General features: G+C 43.0%; 14 protein-coding genes. 7 read left to right on the top strand and 7 right to left on the bottom strand.

What is annotated here, in order from left to right; translation table 11 throughout:
- Positions 1–128: 128 nt before the first annotated feature.
- Positions 129–1001 (bottom strand): YitT family protein, encoded by an 873-nt coding sequence (locus B6K08_RS00760; RefSeq protein WP_039212183.1) that lies wholly within the window; start codon positions 999–1001, stop codon positions 129–131.
- Between the two features lie 396 nt (positions 1002–1397).
- Between B6K08_RS00760 and B6K08_RS00755 the strand changes: the two genes are divergently transcribed.
- On the top strand, positions 1398–2336 hold the full coding sequence (locus tag B6K08_RS00755) for a sugar-binding transcriptional regulator (RefSeq protein WP_039212151.1): 939 nt from the start codon (positions 1398–1400) through the stop codon (positions 2334–2336).
- 70 nt (positions 2337–2406) lie between these two features.
- Here B6K08_RS00755 and B6K08_RS00750 read toward each other — a convergent pair whose 3' ends face one another.
- Positions 2407–4176 carry a MutS-related protein gene (locus B6K08_RS00750; RefSeq protein WP_039212148.1) on the bottom strand — a complete coding sequence of 590 codons (1770 nt, stop codon included), beginning with the start codon at positions 4174–4176 and terminating at the stop codon, positions 2407–2409.
- A gap of 248 nt (positions 4177–4424) precedes the next feature.
- Here B6K08_RS00750 and B6K08_RS00745 point away from each other — a divergent pair, with 248 nt between their 5' ends.
- The 3 genes from B6K08_RS00745 to B6K08_RS00735 all read left to right on the top strand — a co-directional run bounded on the left by B6K08_RS00745 (position 4425) and on the right by B6K08_RS00735 (position 6756).
- Complete coding sequence (locus B6K08_RS00745) at positions 4425–5657, top strand: dicarboxylate/amino acid:cation symporter (RefSeq protein WP_039212145.1); 1233 nt, start codon at positions 4425–4427, stop codon at positions 5655–5657.
- A gap of 110 nt (positions 5658–5767) precedes the next feature.
- On the top strand, positions 5768–5917 hold the full coding sequence (locus tag B6K08_RS00740) for a hypothetical protein (RefSeq protein WP_027396745.1): 150 nt from the start codon (positions 5768–5770) through the stop codon (positions 5915–5917).
- A gap of 191 nt (positions 5918–6108) precedes the next feature.
- Entirely contained in the window at positions 6109–6756 is a 648-nt protein-coding gene (locus B6K08_RS00735) for a D-sedoheptulose-7-phosphate isomerase (protein WP_039212142.1), read from the top strand.
- A gap of 78 nt (positions 6757–6834) precedes the next feature.
- On the opposite strand, the gene B6K08_RS00730 is transcribed toward B6K08_RS00735, so the two are convergent.
- Entirely contained in the window at positions 6835–8772 is a 1938-nt protein-coding gene (locus B6K08_RS00730) for a tetratricopeptide repeat protein (protein ID WP_039212139.1), read from the bottom strand.
- A gap of 268 nt (positions 8773–9040) precedes the next feature.
- Between B6K08_RS00730 and B6K08_RS00725 the strand changes: the two genes are divergently transcribed.
- Together B6K08_RS00725 and B6K08_RS00720 are read left to right on the top strand one after the other, a co-directional pair.
- A complete protein-coding gene (locus B6K08_RS00725) occupies positions 9041–9325 on the top strand; it encodes a hypothetical protein (RefSeq protein ID WP_039212136.1) in 285 nt (94 codons plus the stop codon).
- The gene (locus B6K08_RS00720) at positions 9318–9758 is read left to right on the top strand and encodes a nuclease-related domain-containing protein (RefSeq protein WP_072033514.1); all 441 of its coding nucleotides are present in this window, start codon (positions 9318–9320) and stop codon (positions 9756–9758) included. The genes B6K08_RS00725 and B6K08_RS00720 overlap by 8 nt, the downstream gene beginning before the upstream one ends.
- Positions 9759–9865: 107 nt before the next feature.
- Here the strand turns inward: B6K08_RS00720 and B6K08_RS00715 are convergent, their stop codons facing one another.
- Genes B6K08_RS00715 through trkA form a run of 3 tightly spaced genes read right to left on the bottom strand, consistent with a single transcriptional unit; the run spans position 9866 to position 14127 of the window.
- Complete coding sequence (locus tag B6K08_RS00715) at positions 9866–11311, bottom strand: TrkH family potassium uptake protein (protein WP_039212133.1); 1446 nt, start codon at positions 11309–11311, stop codon at positions 9866–9868.
- 11 nt (positions 11312–11322) lie between these two features.
- Complete coding sequence (locus tag B6K08_RS00710; protein WP_039212130.1) at positions 11323–12780, bottom strand: TrkH family potassium uptake protein; 1458 nt, start codon at positions 12778–12780, stop codon at positions 11323–11325.
- A 9-nt stretch (positions 12781–12789) separates the two neighbouring features.
- Positions 12790–14127: a Trk system potassium transporter TrkA gene (gene trkA / locus B6K08_RS00705; protein ID WP_039212125.1), complete on the bottom strand. Its 1338-nt coding sequence runs from the start codon at positions 14125–14127 to the stop codon at positions 12790–12792.
- Positions 14128–14326: 199 nt separating this feature from the next.
- On the opposite strand from trkA, the gene B6K08_RS00700 reads away from it, so the two are divergent.
- On the top strand, positions 14327–15604 hold the full coding sequence (locus B6K08_RS00700) for a pilus assembly protein TadG-related protein (protein ID WP_039212122.1): 1278 nt from the start codon (positions 14327–14329) through the stop codon (positions 15602–15604).
- Positions 15605–15646: 42 nt separating this feature from the next.
- Here B6K08_RS00700 and B6K08_RS00695 read toward each other — a convergent pair whose 3' ends face one another.
- Positions 15647–16000 carry a DUF192 domain-containing protein gene (locus B6K08_RS00695; protein ID WP_052212600.1) on the bottom strand — a complete coding sequence of 118 codons (354 nt, stop codon included), beginning with the start codon at positions 15998–16000 and terminating at the stop codon, positions 15647–15649.
- Positions 16001–16012: the final 12 nt, after the last annotated feature.

The following is a 16012-nucleotide window of genomic DNA, read 5'->3' as shown; positions in this document are numbered from 1 at the left end:
TATAATTCCACGGGGGGGACATTCCTGCTTTTTTTTTAAAAAATGTGGAAAAGTTATTAACTTTTTCGTTGGAGGAAATTTTGGGCACAAAAAAACTGGAAAAATGTAAACATTTTTCCAGTTTTGGTTTAATGTATGGATTTTTTCTTGAAGCGGCCGCCTACTATGTCGTGAACAGGGTTTATGGTAATGAAGGCGTTTTCATCCTTGTCGATGGTAATATCCTTCAGCTTGTCCACCTCCAGGCGGGTTACTACGCAATAAATAACCTTTTTGGGATCTCCGGTGTAGGCTCCCATGCCCTTTATAAAGGTAACACCACGGCCCAGGCGGTGCATAAGGGCATCGGCTATTTCATCGCTTTCCTCGGATACAATCATTACGGCGTAGGATTCGTCCAGACCCTTGATTACCACATCAATCATCTTGGAAATAATGAAGTATGCCACTAGTGAATACATGGCCTTGTCCCAGCCAAATACGAAGCCGGCGGCACCAAGAATAAAGATGTTGAAGAACAGCACTACTTCTCCAACGGAGAAGGTGGTACGCTTGTCCATGATAATGGCCACGATTTCCGTACCATCCAGGGAGCCGCTGTTTCGGATTATCAGTCCCACACCAATACCGGCCACAATACCACCGAAGATGGCGGCTAAAAAGAAGTCATCCGTCACCTGGGGTACCGGCTTAAAATATTCAGTCCACAGAGATAACAACAAAATAGAAACTATAGTGGATATGGAAAAGGTTTTGCCGATGTGTTTATATCCCAAATATAGGAAGGGAATATTAATGACTACCAGGTACACACTGAAGCTGATTGGGGTAAGGGACGCAGCCATAATGGATATGCCTACCACACCACCATCAATGATATTGTTAGGAATAAGGAAGGTTTCCAGGCCCACGGCGTAGAGAAAGGCACCAAAGCACAGTATGAAGAATTTCTTAACATAGCTACCAAGAGTTTTTCTTTTTCGCACAAATTCCTTTTTCATTTGCAAATCAATTCTTGGTGAAGCTTCTTCCTTGAGGGGTGCGTTTTCGTCCATTTCCCTCTGGGTAGAAATCTCTGGTGCAGGTGATTTTGGGGCATCTGCTTTATCTGAAATTTTGTCAATTATTTTCGGTTCTATATCTCTGTTTTCTATATGCTCATTTTGGGTTTCACTCATATTTTTTCACCTCTAATATTTATTAAATCACAAGAATATAGATGGCACAAGTAATCTTTAATATAGTAGCTAATAATAGAAATTCACTTTTTGAAAAAAGTTTCAGTAAATTTTAATTATTACTTGATTTTTACATTTGTAACATAGATAATGAAATTGTGTTTACAATTATGCGAACGATTTTTCTGGCATAATAGAGTATTTAGGGGGAAAAGGGGTATGACTCGTGACAGGGACAAGCTATCCATAAATGTGGCCAAGCTGTATTACCGCTCGGAATACAGTCAGCAACGGATAGCGGAGGAGCTGGGCATATCAAGGCCGTCGGTGTCGAGGCTGCTGCAATATGCCAAGGATAAGGGCTACGTTAAAATCCAGATTATGGATCCGGTGGAGGATATGTCCAACATGGAGCAGATGCTTGTGGAAAAGTATAATCTCCATGAGGTGCGTATAGCTTCTTCCACCATCAATGATGAAAATGAAATCAAGAAGTACATCGGTATCAAGGCAGCCGAGTATCTTGATTCCATAGTGCAGGACGGGGATATGATAGGTGTTGGTTGGGGGACCACCCTTTATGAAATGTCCTGTTCATTGTTGCCAAAGGCCCTGAAGGGCTCACAGATTGTGCAGCTGGAGGGTGGTGTCACCCATTCCAAGTGGCGCAACTACGCCAAGGACATTTTGGAGAATTTTTCCAATAACTACAGCACCATTGCCCAATATCTGCCGTTGCCGGTAGTGTTTGGCAGTCGTGAGGTAAAGGAAATGGTGGATCAGGACCGTCATATCAAGAGGGTTCTGGAAATGGGTTCCCATGCCAATATTGCCGTTTTTGGCGTTGGTACGGTTCGTCCAAATGCCTTGTTCTTCCGTCTGGGCTATACTGACCAGGAGGAACAGACAAGAATTCAGCAGATAGCTGTGGGGGATATTTGTTCCCGTTTCTTTGATGCAGATGGACGTATCTGTAATAAGGAGCTGGATGCCCGTACTGTGGGTATCACCCTTGATGAGCTTAGGAACAAGGAGCACAGCATTATGATTGCCGGTGGTGAGGCAAAGGTGCCTGCCATCAGGGCAGCTTTAAAGGGTCATTATGCCAATGTGTTCATAACGGATCAGTTTACTGCCAAGGAGCTGCTGAAGGATTAACAACTGAATATGTGAGAAGAAAAAAACTCTTCCCGAGGTGTCAATGGCGACACAGCTCACGGGGAGAGTTTTAGTTTATGCCCACCAGCTTGAGCAGGAACTGAGCGTTGGTGGTTTTACACGGGCCATCCTTCATAGTGTAATCAAAGAGAAGCTTATCCTCATGGAAATGCTCCTCAAAATGGTAATTGTTTACAGGCACCTGGTCTGATTTAATATTGCACAGCTCAAAATCATGGGTGGAAACCAGGGTAATGAGATTAGTGCGGCTGAGATGCTTCAGTGCGGCCTCTGCCCCTACGATTCTGTCAGCGGAGTTGGTACCCTTAAAAATTTCGTCGATAACTGCAAGAATCGGGATACCCTTATCTGCAACTTCAATCATATTTTTTATGCGTATAAGCTCAGCATAGAAGGTGGATATGCCACTGCCAAGATCATCATTAACCCTTATGGAGGTGAGAACATGTACAGGAGTCAGCTTAAAGCCCTTGCCACATACCGGTGCACCTGCGTAGGCCAGAATACAGGAGCTGGCCAGAGTCCGCAGCCACGTGGTTTTGCCTGACATATTGGAGCCGGTAATGATATTTAGAGAAGGCTTTAAGGTAAGAGAATTTGGTACATTCTCTACATAAGGAATGAGAAGATGGCTCAGCTTATCTGCCTCTATATGGGGAATGCTAGGGTTATCAGCCAACAGCTCCGGCATAATTGCATCCGGCCTGATATGACCGATAACGGACAGGCTTATGGCAGCTTCTGCTTCATACCAAATGTTCAGCCACTTTTCCAGCTTATGGCCATATTCCTTTTGCCAGCCAATAAACATTCTTACCACATGAAAATCCCATAAAAACAGGGCGTTCAGTGCAAACAGCAAAATAAAATTGTGGCGCACCTCTGCCATGGCACACAGCTTTCCCAGACTGCTGATTGGCTTTAGTGCCTCATCAATTTCTGAGGGATCAAGTCGTCCCCTTTTTTCAGGCAGCATGGATTTCATGGTATATAGCAGCTGGCAATAGGTAATTAATTCTTTGTTAAGCTTATAAAGGGGGGTTATATGAACAGCATTTTTTCCCAGGGATACCAAGGCAATTCCAAGTTGTATGATAAATATTACTATGGACGCTTCCATGGGAATCAGATTCATCAGGCCAGCTCCAAGAAGTATAAGGGCAACTACAGGCAGAATAAATATCAATTTATTAATGAAGGAACCAGGGTCATGCTGTCTGTCCTTAAGGTAGTCCAAAAGGGTTTGGACACTGTGCTTGAAGGGAATCTGACGGCTGATGGCCTGCAGCTTGATGGATTCCTCCACCCTGTTATTAAAGAAGTCAGTTTCCTCCTGACGCAGCTTCAGTTCATGGGTGTTAATTGGATAAGGCACAAGACGACTGGCCAGAAGGCGGCGGCCCTCCAGTGTACGGGCTATATTAAGGAATTGGAAAATAGACGCATCTCCTAATATATTAAGGTCAATGTCCTGGGTAAGGTTTCTATCAAGGAAATCCTCTCCCTTGTCCTCAAATTTTTTCCAGTCACCTGTAAAACGGCTAATATAATCATTGATGACGGCTTCCCGGTTTATCTCGTAATTAAGGTCATCGTGGAGGCGGCTGTGGCCTCTTATTAAATAGAAGAAATAGGCAAAAATCAATATTCCTGCCAACAGGGGCCAGGGTGAATTCATATCGTATGCCACTGCCACCGTCACCAAAAGTGCCAAAAAGGACAGGGTGCGCTTGGTGGTAAAAAGCTGGCTTTTCCGTTTATATTCTTCTATAGTCGCCTGGGATTCCCGTCGTAGCTGCTCAAAATAAGACAATTCCATAGTTGGCCCTCCTTGCCGGTATTCACAAAACAAATTATACAATTTATGAGGTGAATTAACAAATTATCTTAAAATTTATCAGACAACCCGTCTTTTTTAGATAGACATATTAAAAAAAGTATGTATGGAGTATACAAAACAAAAAATAATTGCTATAATAAAAATGTGTAAAGCTGAGAATAGTGTGAATTTTCAGCGAATTTATATCATTTATCTAATTATTTTTATTATTAATGGAGGGATGAAAAATGTCAGAAGAAGAAGGTAAGAAATCTATTCTTGACAGTCTGGGCAAGTGGATTATTATTGCCACAATCCTGGGTGCTGTCGTAGGTCTGGTAATGGGGCCACCAGCCCACATGTTTGCTCCAGTGGGTGATTTGTTTATGTCACTCATCAAAATGGTAGTTGTGCCTATGGTTTTCTTCTCATTAGTAGGAGGAGCTGCTTCATTGGGAAATTCCAAAGGTGCAGGTAAAATCGGTCTTATAACATTTATTTATTACGGTGTAACCACTGCCGTAGCAGTAGCATTGGGATTGTTCTTCAGTGAGATGTTCAAGCCAGGTGCTGGTATCAATATGGCAGCTATTTCTGAGGCAGCTATCGATATTGATATGTCCCAGAGCGGTCAGATTCCAGGCTTCTGGGAAACTGTAATCGGCTTCGTTCCAACTAATCCATTTGCTGCCCTGGTTCAGGGTAACATCCTCCAGACCATCGTATTTGCCCTGTTTGTAGGCTTTGCCTTGGCTATGCTGGATGAGGATAAGAAGCAGTTCATGATGAACATCTTCAATTACTTTACCGAGATTTTCATTAAGATTATGACCGCTATTATGTGTGTAGCTCCTATCGGTGTATTTGCCCTGATGGCTGATGCCACCGGTACCTTCGGCTATGACGTATTGGTTAAGATTATCAATCTGATTGTTCTTTATGTGATTGTACTGGCCATCGTTACCTATGTAATGATTGGTGGTTCTGTAGCCCTCTTCTCCAAGAAGGTTGGTTATGTTCAGTTCTTCAAGAGCATGTGGAAGTGCCAGGTATTTGCATTCTCCACTGCTTCTTCCATGGCTACCTTGCCATTGAACATGAAGACCAACGAGGAGGAATTTGGCCTTGATAAAGGTACCGTTTCCTTTGCTCTGCCACTGGGTGCTACCATTAATATGAATGGTAATGCGGCATACTATGCAATGGCAGCCACCTTTATTGCTCAGATGTTTGGCATGGAGCTGAGCTTTGGCCAGTATATTGCCATTATCGTTACTTCCACCTTGGGTGCTGTTGGTCAGGCCGGTGTGCCTGGTCCTACCCTGCTGGTAGTTGCTGTATTGGTAGCAGCCGGTATTCCAATCGAGGCTTTGCCAATCCTCTTTGGTGTAGACCGTATCTTCGATATGCTCCGTACCGCCGTTAATATTACCGGTGATGCAGCCTGCGCATGTATCGTTGATCGTTTCCGTGAGGAATAAGTTCAATAAGCTAGGAGATATTTTAGAGTGTCGTCTTTTGACGGCACTCTTTTATTTTTTTGTACAACAAGTTATAATGTGTTAGATAAAAATAAAAGGTGGTAGAATCCATGGCTCTTAGTCAGGAAGTTAAGGAAAAGCTCCAGAAGCGTATAGACGAATTGAAGAAGCGTATGCAGTACGATGCCAATGATCTGGATTATGAGACTCATCTGCACCAGGTGCGGGAGCTTCAGAAGCTCATTAATAATAGTAAATAGGGCTGGGAATATCCGGAAATAGCTGGAAAAGTATATACGGAACGCTCGCGCTCTCTAGTTTACCTAGTGGTACTAAGCTCATTCGGCGCCGTTGGCTTGAATTCACTAAGTACCAAGGTAAAATATGTCCGTATATATCTTCCCCAGCCATTTCATACATATAATTTAGAAATTGTTACGAGGTGAGAAATATGAAAAACACTACTTTAAATATGATTGATGATTTAGTTAAACGCTATCCTGCATTGGCGGTGTGCCGCAGCTCCATTCAGGAGGCTGTGGAGGCTATATGCGCTTCCTATAGCAATGGTGGCAAGGTGATTGCCTGTGGTAATGGTGGAAGCGCCTCTGATGCTGAGCATATTGTGGGTGAGCTCATGAAGGGATTTATTTTGAAGCGCCCAATTGATGATGAGCTATATGGCAAGATGAAGGAAGTATGTCCAAACGAGGCGGATTATTTACGGGATAATCTCCAGGGGGCTTTGCCAGCCATTTCCCTTATGAATGCAGTGGCCCTGAACAGTGCCTTTGCCAACGACCAGGCTCCTGATTTGGCCATGGCACAGCAGGTGTTGGGACTGGGAACTAAGGAGGATATCCTTATTGGCATCAGTACCTCCGGCAATTCCACTAATGTGATTTACGCGGTGCAAATGGCCAAGGTGAAGGGCATAAAGACCATCGGCCTCCTTGGTGGCCGTGAATGCAAGCTGAAGGAACTGTGTGATATTTCTATCTGCGTTCCTGAAATGGAGACCTACAAGATTCAGGAGCTTCATTTGCCGGTTTACCACGCTTTGTGTATGGCAGTGGAAAATGAATTCTTTTTAAATTAATTTACAGCATAAAAAATACGCCCCTATTCATGGAAAATAACCATGAATAAGGGCGTGTTTGCTATATTTTGCTATATCTTAAAACAAGACTCCACTGTATTGGAGGAAAAGACGGAAACCATCTGTTTGAAGTGTTGGAACAAAGTCTACAACATTTCTCGCAAAGAATGCCTCGACATTATCGGAATAATCCCTTTCTGTCCAGTCTACAAAACCATCACCAAAATTTCCTTTTTGGCCAGAAATATTCACAAGATGAGCCAGTGGCCGTCCATTAGACGGATCCTTAACAAATATTAAAGAATAGTCATGCTTCTTTGTTTTGTTGTCATATATGTAAAAAGTATTTGTGTCAAAATTAAAGTCGAAGCAAATATAATGATATTTCTCCGTCGGACTTTCAGTAACTATTACGTATGTCCCATAATCGGTCACATTGTTTCTTTGCAGTTGGTTACGTGTATAATTTATGTTTTCTGGCATTTCAAGTTTCCACTCTTTATACGAACAATAATAAATAACATTATTGCTCCAATATGCTGCTGCATCTGCAACAGTTTTAGAATGTTGGAAGCGGTCAGGATGTAATGATTCCCAAAGCTCATCACGGAGATTGTGACGTGATGAAGGATTCTGCGCAATGGCATCACACTCGCTGTTGCAGGCATAGGTAGTTCTACGCACTGGTGCAGCCGCTATCTGAGGCTCATTTACAGCAACAGCAGCTGCTGCGGCAGCCTCTTCAGCCTCTACTTCTGCCTTCAGCTGTTCATACTGCTGCTGGTACACACCATTTTCATAATTATTACGAACTTCCTGAGGAATTACCTCCTGGTAGAACTCCTCACCTTCATCGTATTTGATTTTTTCAGTATCGATGATAATGGCGTTTGCAGAGTCAAATACTGTCCGCTTTGGGAACTGGGATGCATTATTACATACATATACAGCATCGTTGAGCTTCTTTAAAGTGTCTTTGTACTTGTTCAGCTTCTGCTGATGTGCCAACTGATTCTTTGCAACCATCTGACTTTGCTGGTTCGCAAATACTGTTTTGTCATCAATTATTTCATTATCATATTTCTTGGCTTGTTTATAATCAGCATTGCTTTTATCTTTATTTCCCAGAGCTTCATAACACTTGCTGCGGTAGAAGTACGCATGGGCAAATTTGTCATCGAGCTTTATAGCCGCATTAAAATCAGCAATCGCCTTGTCATATTGGCCTAATTCATAATAAATACTGCCACGGGTATCCAGTATATAAGCATAATTTTTATCCTTAAATACCGCCCATTCAGCATCCTCCAGTGCTTTATCATTTTGTCCTAACAGATAATACCACCATGCCCGCGTATTATAAGCATCGCCTGAAGGGTTCATCTCAATTCGTTTGCCAGCCCATTCAATAGCTGTATCATAGTCGCCTGATTTCCAGGCAGACTCTGCCAAATCACGCAGTATTCCCTGAGACTGGCAACCCTTATCGTAGGCTTGCTTCAAGGAATTGTACTCTGTTTTCCAATCCTCATCCTTTTGGGCTGCAATGGCCTTGGAAATTTCATTACCGTATTTTTCACTGGCTAATTGGTTGTCAGTGAGCACTTCCTCACAAAGATTAGGGAAGGAATCTCTTATGGCATTATAGGCATATTGAGACTCGCCTCCTATGTCCTTTAAATAACTCATGTCATACCAGTTTTTATCTGCATTCGGCTGGCTTTCGTCCAAATACAGCATTTTGTTGTTTAGTGGGTCAAACCAGGCATAATATGGTCCACTCTGAGTTACATAGGGAATGCCATAGGGAAGCATCTGCTCAAGATGTCTGGTATATGAGCATTCGATAAAAGAATAACCATAGTACTCAACTTTTTTGACGCTAGGCATATTCAATCTGTAATACCCATAATCTATATAGGCAATAATGGGATCTTCCGTATTCTCGGCATAACAGGTGCCAACTAACAGTAGCAGAACTGCCCACAGTACCGCCAAAATTTTTCGTAATTTCATTATCCATCCTCCTTAGACACCGAACAGGTAACAGCATCAAACTATCACCTGGTCGTTCATTTTAATACCTCCATGTATTACACTTTTCCATGTTCACAAGTATAGCACCTATGTCCCCCACCAGCAAGACATAGGTACTATGCCAATTCATTTTTTATGCAACTCTTAAGGTGGTTAAATATTAATTTTATCAACATTTAATACTATTTTAATTATGAAATCTGATATACTTAGGTTATAGTTGGTAATAGAAAGGAAGTTTTTGATTTTGGCTCAAATTAATGATTTAAAAGAAACATCATCTATAAATGGCAGTAAATGGGCACATCTCTTAGCGGGGATTGCGTGTGGGGTATTATTCTTTGCTGCATTCTTCTATCTTTTAGCTCCAAACTTCTTCAGTACAGGTTTTTCCATCAGAACGCTTATAGCTCTTGGTGTAGTCATGGGAGTGGGCGCCATTGCAAATCAGCAACTGAATTTATTCAATAGAAGCTCTATGATAGAGCATAGCTATAAAGTAACAAGCAAGGTTTTTGTCTGGATTGCCTGAATACTATACTGTTTATAATAATGTATGTATCGGTGAGGCAAAAATGGACCATGTTGTGGTTGGAAATAATGGTGTATTCATTGTATTAGACAGAAGCGTAAAAGGCGTAGTCCATTGTGATGAATATGAAAAGCGCTGGACAATAGACAAGACGGGCAGACAAGGTGGTAGTTATACTTCATCCATGGGAAATCCATTAAACCAACTAAAATGGCAAATACATACATTGGCTAAGTATCTTAAAGACAATGGTATTAATATTTGGATTGATGGTTGTGTATTCTTCTCTAACGCGGATTCAGATTTAGTAAACAAGCCTTCTGGATGTTTTGACTCTGATAGAGAGGTTGTGTCCTTCATTATGAATTATTCTCCGAAGAAAAACATTAATCCACAGATGATTAATAGAGTAAAAGACCATTTAGCAGTATAAAAAAGTACATGCAAAAAAGCCCCTGCTTTGGGTATTATGTCCTGGCTTTGCCAAGGATCCAGCTCCAGAGCAGGGGATTATTTTATTTCTTGATATAAAGTTTAAGATTACCAGCTGGCGCCTGTCTGCCAGAAGGATGGCTTAAGCATTACCAAAAACAGGAATATTTCCAGTCGCCCTACAACCATAAGGCCGCAACAGATGTATTTTGTCAAATCATTCAAGGTGCTGAAGTCGTTGGCAGCACCAAAAGCCACTCCAGCATTTCCTATGGCGGAAAAGCCCAATACAATGGCATCCATAATAGGCAGTCCCTCAATGGTGAAAATCAGGGCACCCATGAGAGCCAGAAAAACGTATAGGAAGAAGAAGCGTCCCACTCTGTTAACCACAATATCCAGCCGTTCTACAGTATCATACTTCATGTGAATTATCTGATTTGGGTGAAGCTTCTCCTGAATAATATAATGAATCATCTTAAACAGCAGCAGGAATCTGGCTACCTTCATTCCCCCGGAGGTGGATCCGGCACAGCCTCCCGTAATCATTACTATCAGCAGGCAGTATTTGGAAAAAGCAGGCCATGAGTCAAAATCGCTGTTGGAAAAGCCCGTGGTGCTGATGGTGGCCGCAGTCTGGAAGGAAGCATAACGAAAGGCTTCAAAAAGATTCATATCCATGGCAGCAAAGAGATTGGTGGTAATAGCCAGGGATAAGAAGCCAAAGAGGGCCATATAGGCGATGAATTCCCCGTCCTTTAAAATCTTGTGATAGCCCTGCTTCCAGGCAATCAGATAAAGGGAGAAGTTGCCTCCTCCCAGCAGCATGGCAATGGTAAGCACCACCTCTGCCGGCAAATTGTCAAAGTAACCGATGCTTTCATTTCTGGTGGAAAAACCACCGGTGGCAATGGCTGACATGGCATTATTTACGGCGTCAGAAAAGCTGAAGCCGCATAAAAGCAGCAGAGCAATAATAATAAAGGTGAGGAAAATATACACGATTAACAGGGCATGAGCCGTGTCCTTAAACCTTGGCAAGGGTCTGTTTTCCGTTGGCCCTGTGGTTTCCACCTCAAACATTTTCAGGCTCTTGGTGCCTGTCTGAGGAACGATGGCAATAAATATTACGATGATTCCCAAGCCACCCAGCCAGTGAGTAAGACTGCGCCACAGCATAATACTGGTGGGCAGACCCGGAATGTCCTTTACCACCGAGGCTCCGCTGCCGGTAATTCCCGATACGCCTTCAAAAAGACAATCCACCAGGGGCATATAGTGCCCAGTCAAAAAGGGCAGAGAGGCAATTATGGAGGCAAAGAGCCAGCTAAGGCCAGTAATGGCAATGCCTTCACGGATACTGATGTCATTGGTGGTTATCTTTCCACGGTTACTGAAAAATACCGCCAAGGAGAGACTGCATAATATGGCAGCCAAAAAATCCAGCTCATTATTTTCATTAAGCTGTATTGCCATAAAAAATGGAATCAGCAGGGTGACAGACATGGCAACCATCAGGCGGCTAAGCATATAATATATCACCGGATAATTCATGTTGCACCCCCCTACCAGTGTTTATGCAGCAGCTGCTGGCGGCTGCCAAAAATAAGAATTAAAAAGGCAAAAATATCCAGCTTGCCCAGAACCATCAAAAAGCAGCAAAACAGCTTTACGATAACCGGCAGTGCCAATATTTCACTGTGGCTGGTATGAAACAGCATAATGGGTCCTGTACTGGTGATGCAGGCTATGGCAATATCCATGGATTGCTGCATATCCAGTCCCGCTGCGGAAATTACCAGAATGGAAATGGCAATGGTAATAAATACGATAAAGAAAAAGCCCAAAATTCTGTTTATTACCTTTGAAGGTACGATTTCCCCATCGATTTTCATGGTCATAATAATATCGGGGTGAATGGTTCTGGTCATTTCGTTGGCACAGGATTTAAAGAGAATCATAAGTCTGAGAATCTTAAAGCCTCCTGCCAGGGAACCAATACAGCCACCGATGGAAGCCACTACGATAAGCAGCATTTTGTCGAAGTCTGTCCATGTCAGTACCTCAAAGGGCGGGGCTCCGGTGGTGCCGGCATACAGGGCCACGGAGAAAAAGCCATAAAGTAGACTGTCAGACAGATTGTAGTAATTATTGTGATATAAATGTAAGCCGCAAATCAGACCGATTACCAGAATAATCAGCACGAAGATATGAAACTCCGTATTGTGGATAGTTTTTTTCAGCATGGAATACTGGCGGCGTTTAATGGCCTGCCAATAAATAATTACATTGCCTCCTGAGGCTATAAGGCCTACTATGGCAGCTGAGGCAAACCAGACATTATTGTATAAGTAGGCATCAGAAAAATAACAGCCACCGGTGGAAATGGTGACCATGGCAAAATTAATGGCATCGTAGGTGCCAAGCCCTGCAACGCTGAAGAAGACTACGCCGATAATGGTTAATAGGGCATAGAGAATGGAGAGACGGCGGGTGTTTTTCCGCAGTCTGTTGATGGTTACTACGCCGGTTTTCAGGGCCACTGGCATGGCAAAGCTAATACCAAACATTCCCGTAATGGCAGGCAGTACAGTGGCAATAAACATGAGAATCATGCCACCACCCATCCATTGGGTCATGCTGCGCCACAGAATAAGGGCAGGATCCTGAAGGGACAGAATATTGGTATAGCCGGTGGTGGTAAAGCCGGATACGCTTTCCACGAAGGCGTCTATTGGTCCCAAATAATGGCTGAAATAATAGGGAAGACCGCCGAAAAAGCCTATGGTGACCCAAATGGCGCACAAAAAGATAGCACCGCCGTACACAGACAGTGATTCCGGCGGATTAGTGGATTTTTTTATCAGCAATATTGCTATCAGCAGGGTAATACATATAGATTGTCCAAATACTCCCGTCATAAAGTTATGATGGAGATATATGCTGTAGGCAAAGGGAATGGCCATACAGGCTGAGCAAAGGAGCAATGCCCTGCCCATAAGATAAGGAATCAGTTTATCCATCGTTTATCCTTAGTTGTAAAAATATTTTAAGACCTTGGTGGTTTCCTGCTTTTCAGTAATGATAATGGCTCTGCCACCGGCAGCCAGCACAGTATTACCATTTGGAATCTCCACCACATCGTCCTTTACAAAGGCACATACCAGACAGGACTTTGGCAGCTTGGCATTCATGAGCTTTTTATTGCAGACGCTGCAGCCATCCTGGATGGTCACCTCCGTAACCTCAGCTCTGGCGTCCTGTAATAGGGACACTGCGGAATTGCCCCGGACGAAGGCCAGCACCTCATTGGTGGCCAGCACTCTGGAGGAAAGGGAAATATCCACACCCAGCTCTGCCAAAATTGATTTATAGTCGGTTTTAGCCTGGCGGATAATGGTCTTTTTGACTCCGTGATGCTTGCCCAAAAGGGCCAACAGGAAATTAAGCTTATCATCATCTGTAAGGCAGATAAGGGCGTCAGCCTCGTTGATGCCCTCCTCCAGCATTTTGTTGATATCCGCTGCATCAGCCCAAATGGCTTTACCGTGGTATTTAAACATGGAGGCTACCAGACGGCAACGTTCCTTTTTGGTATCGAAAATTTTTACCTTTACATGCTGCTTGTCAAGCATGGTGGCCACAAAGCGTCCCATACGGCCTGCACCTACGATGGTGACCTTGTTCAGCTTGGAGTTGTTGCGCTCCACCAGATTTTTACTGAAATTATCAATATCTTGGGTTAAACCAATAAAGTAGGCATTATCTCCAGGCTGGAAGGAATCATCACCATGAGGCAGAATCATGCGCTGACCACGGAAAATCATGGCAGCCATAATGGTGGTCGGCATATCCAAATCCTTCATTTTTATATTGGCCAAAGGGGATTTTTTCTTGATCTTGGTTTCAAAAAGACGGACCTGACCATCGGCGAAGTCCTCAATGTTAAGGGCTGCCGGTACCATGAGAATACGATTTATTTCCATGGCCATAATCAGCTCAGGGTTCAGCATAAGGTCTATATCAAAGTTGGATTTAAGGTATTCCTTGGCTTCGGAAATGAACTGCATATCCCTTATACGGGCAATGGTACGCTTAATGCCATGCTTTTTGGCCAGAATGCAGGACACCATATTTACCTCATCGGTGGCAGTAACGGCTATAAGGACGTCAGCACCACGAATGTCATCATTATTCATGGTAATAGGGCTGGAGCCGTTGGCCTCAATGGCCAGAACATCCAGACTGGCCTGAACATTTTGCAGGCGGGATGCATTGTTATCCACCACAATTACGTCATATTCTTCCTGGGAAAGGCGTTCAGCAATGGAATAGCCCAGCTTTCCCGCGCCAACTACAACGATTCGCACGATGGAACCTCCTATAAAATCTAACAATATTTCAAGCTATATCATACTCTATTTTGACAAAAAAAACCATCATTATGGATTATGACAAAAAGTTATGTGTTAATATGAAAATAAATGTTAGCCATAATATGGAAAAGTGCTGTATAATATAAAGTAGACATAAAACTGATTACTTATTGGTAATGAAAGGGGTGAGGCTATGATAAAGGAACAGCGGGGTGCTGTAATAATTCTCTTTGCAGTGCTGATTCCCTTTTTGATGTGCTTCGCCGGTTTAGTGGTGGATTTGGGCAATTTATATGCCCACTATTCCAAGCTTCAACATGCAGCGGATTCTGCGGCTCTGGCTGGAGGAAGTGCTTATGCGGAAAGTGGTGGCGATCTGGATAGAGCAAATGCATTTGCCCAGAATTATGTGACCCAAAACGATCCAAAGGCATCCTTTAAATCATCGCCTAAAATAGAAGAGAAGAACAGAAAATTCTATTATGTGGTTATTCTCAAGGAAAGAGTTCCTCTGTATTTTTTGCGTTATTTTCCTCAAATAGGGTCCGATACGGAAATAAGTGCCGCTGCCTGCGCCCAGATTTCTGTTCAACGGGCTGCTTCGGGAAATAACAGCGGTGGCTTTGTCCTGTTTGATAATCTGTTTACTGCCAAGCAGGGCTTTGATTCGGTTAATTCCGTTCAAAATCCTGATAACTATGATATTTCCCAAAATAAAAATAATTGCTCTACCTATCATGGAACAATTGTTATTGGTGACGAGGGTGCCTTTAATGAGGCTTCAAAGAATGTCTATTTGCAGCCAGAGGCCTTTGGTACCGACGGTAATAGTCAAACTACCGTAAATGAAGCTACAAGACAGGGGTACATCAATATTCCGGAATATAATGGCAGTCTGGAGGTAACAGATTATTATCGTGACACAGTGCAGCAGCTGATGACTGCGGATTCCACCTATAAGATTACGGATCAAAGCCAGCAAAATCTGGACAGTAGTTTTTTAGATCAGCTAAGCAGCCAAGGGGTGGATGTGATTTACTATAATATTCCAAACTTGAATGTAAATCTCACCAAGGCTATTAGTGGTGATACAACTAAACCGCTGTATATTATTTGCGATAACATTAACAATTTTAATACCTCTGCCGATATGACCGGAGGTAGGCCGATAGTGCTTATATATAATGGGTCAGGTGATTTTTGGATGAATTGTAACGGTGGTACCTTTATGGGGGATATTTACGCACCCTTTGGTTCTGTCCATATTAATGATAATCATCACCTTTTCTATGGCAGTATTGTGGCAGGTAACAAGATACAGCTACAAAGCCAGGGATATTATATTCAAAGGAACTACACTGCTACAGGCAGTGGGGGCAGCGGTTCCGGCTCCGGGGCCGGAGGTTCTGGAACTGGAGTTGGCTCTGTCAGCTACAGAGTAAATCTTGTAAATATAAGTGAAGTGCTCTAGATAAAAACAAAAAAGAACCGGTTTCTTCGGATACTTAATATATCACGAAGATTCCGGTTCTATTTTTATGTTGGTAAGTGCCTCAGGGGTAAGACGGCTTAAGGTTCCTGCAGGAAGCTCGATGGCTCCCTTGGCCCCCGGAGCAACACATATTCCCGTCCAGGGCTTTAGGTTTGTGGCTACCTTCACCACATTATATTCCTCATCGTAAAAGATTACGTCAATGGGAAAGCGCATAAACATCATGTGAATGCTGTTGCATGGGGCCAGCAATAGTCCCGTATTAGGCTCTAGCCTGAATCGCCCCATAAGCCCCAAAAATCTTTTTAAAAAGTTATCTGCCACCGTAAGCCTAAATTTTTCCTCAGGATGGCAGTTTATGGTTAAAATCATCATTTCACAGTCCTC

Origin of the sequence: Anaerovibrio lipolyticus DSM 3074, assembly GCF_900141865.1 — a bacterium.
Classification (GTDB): Bacteria; Bacillota; Negativicutes; order Selenomonadales; family Selenomonadaceae; genus Anaerovibrio; species Anaerovibrio lipolyticus.
The sequence above is the reverse complement of the archived record's forward strand: the minus strand, read 5'-3'. Positions and strand labels throughout refer to the sequence as shown.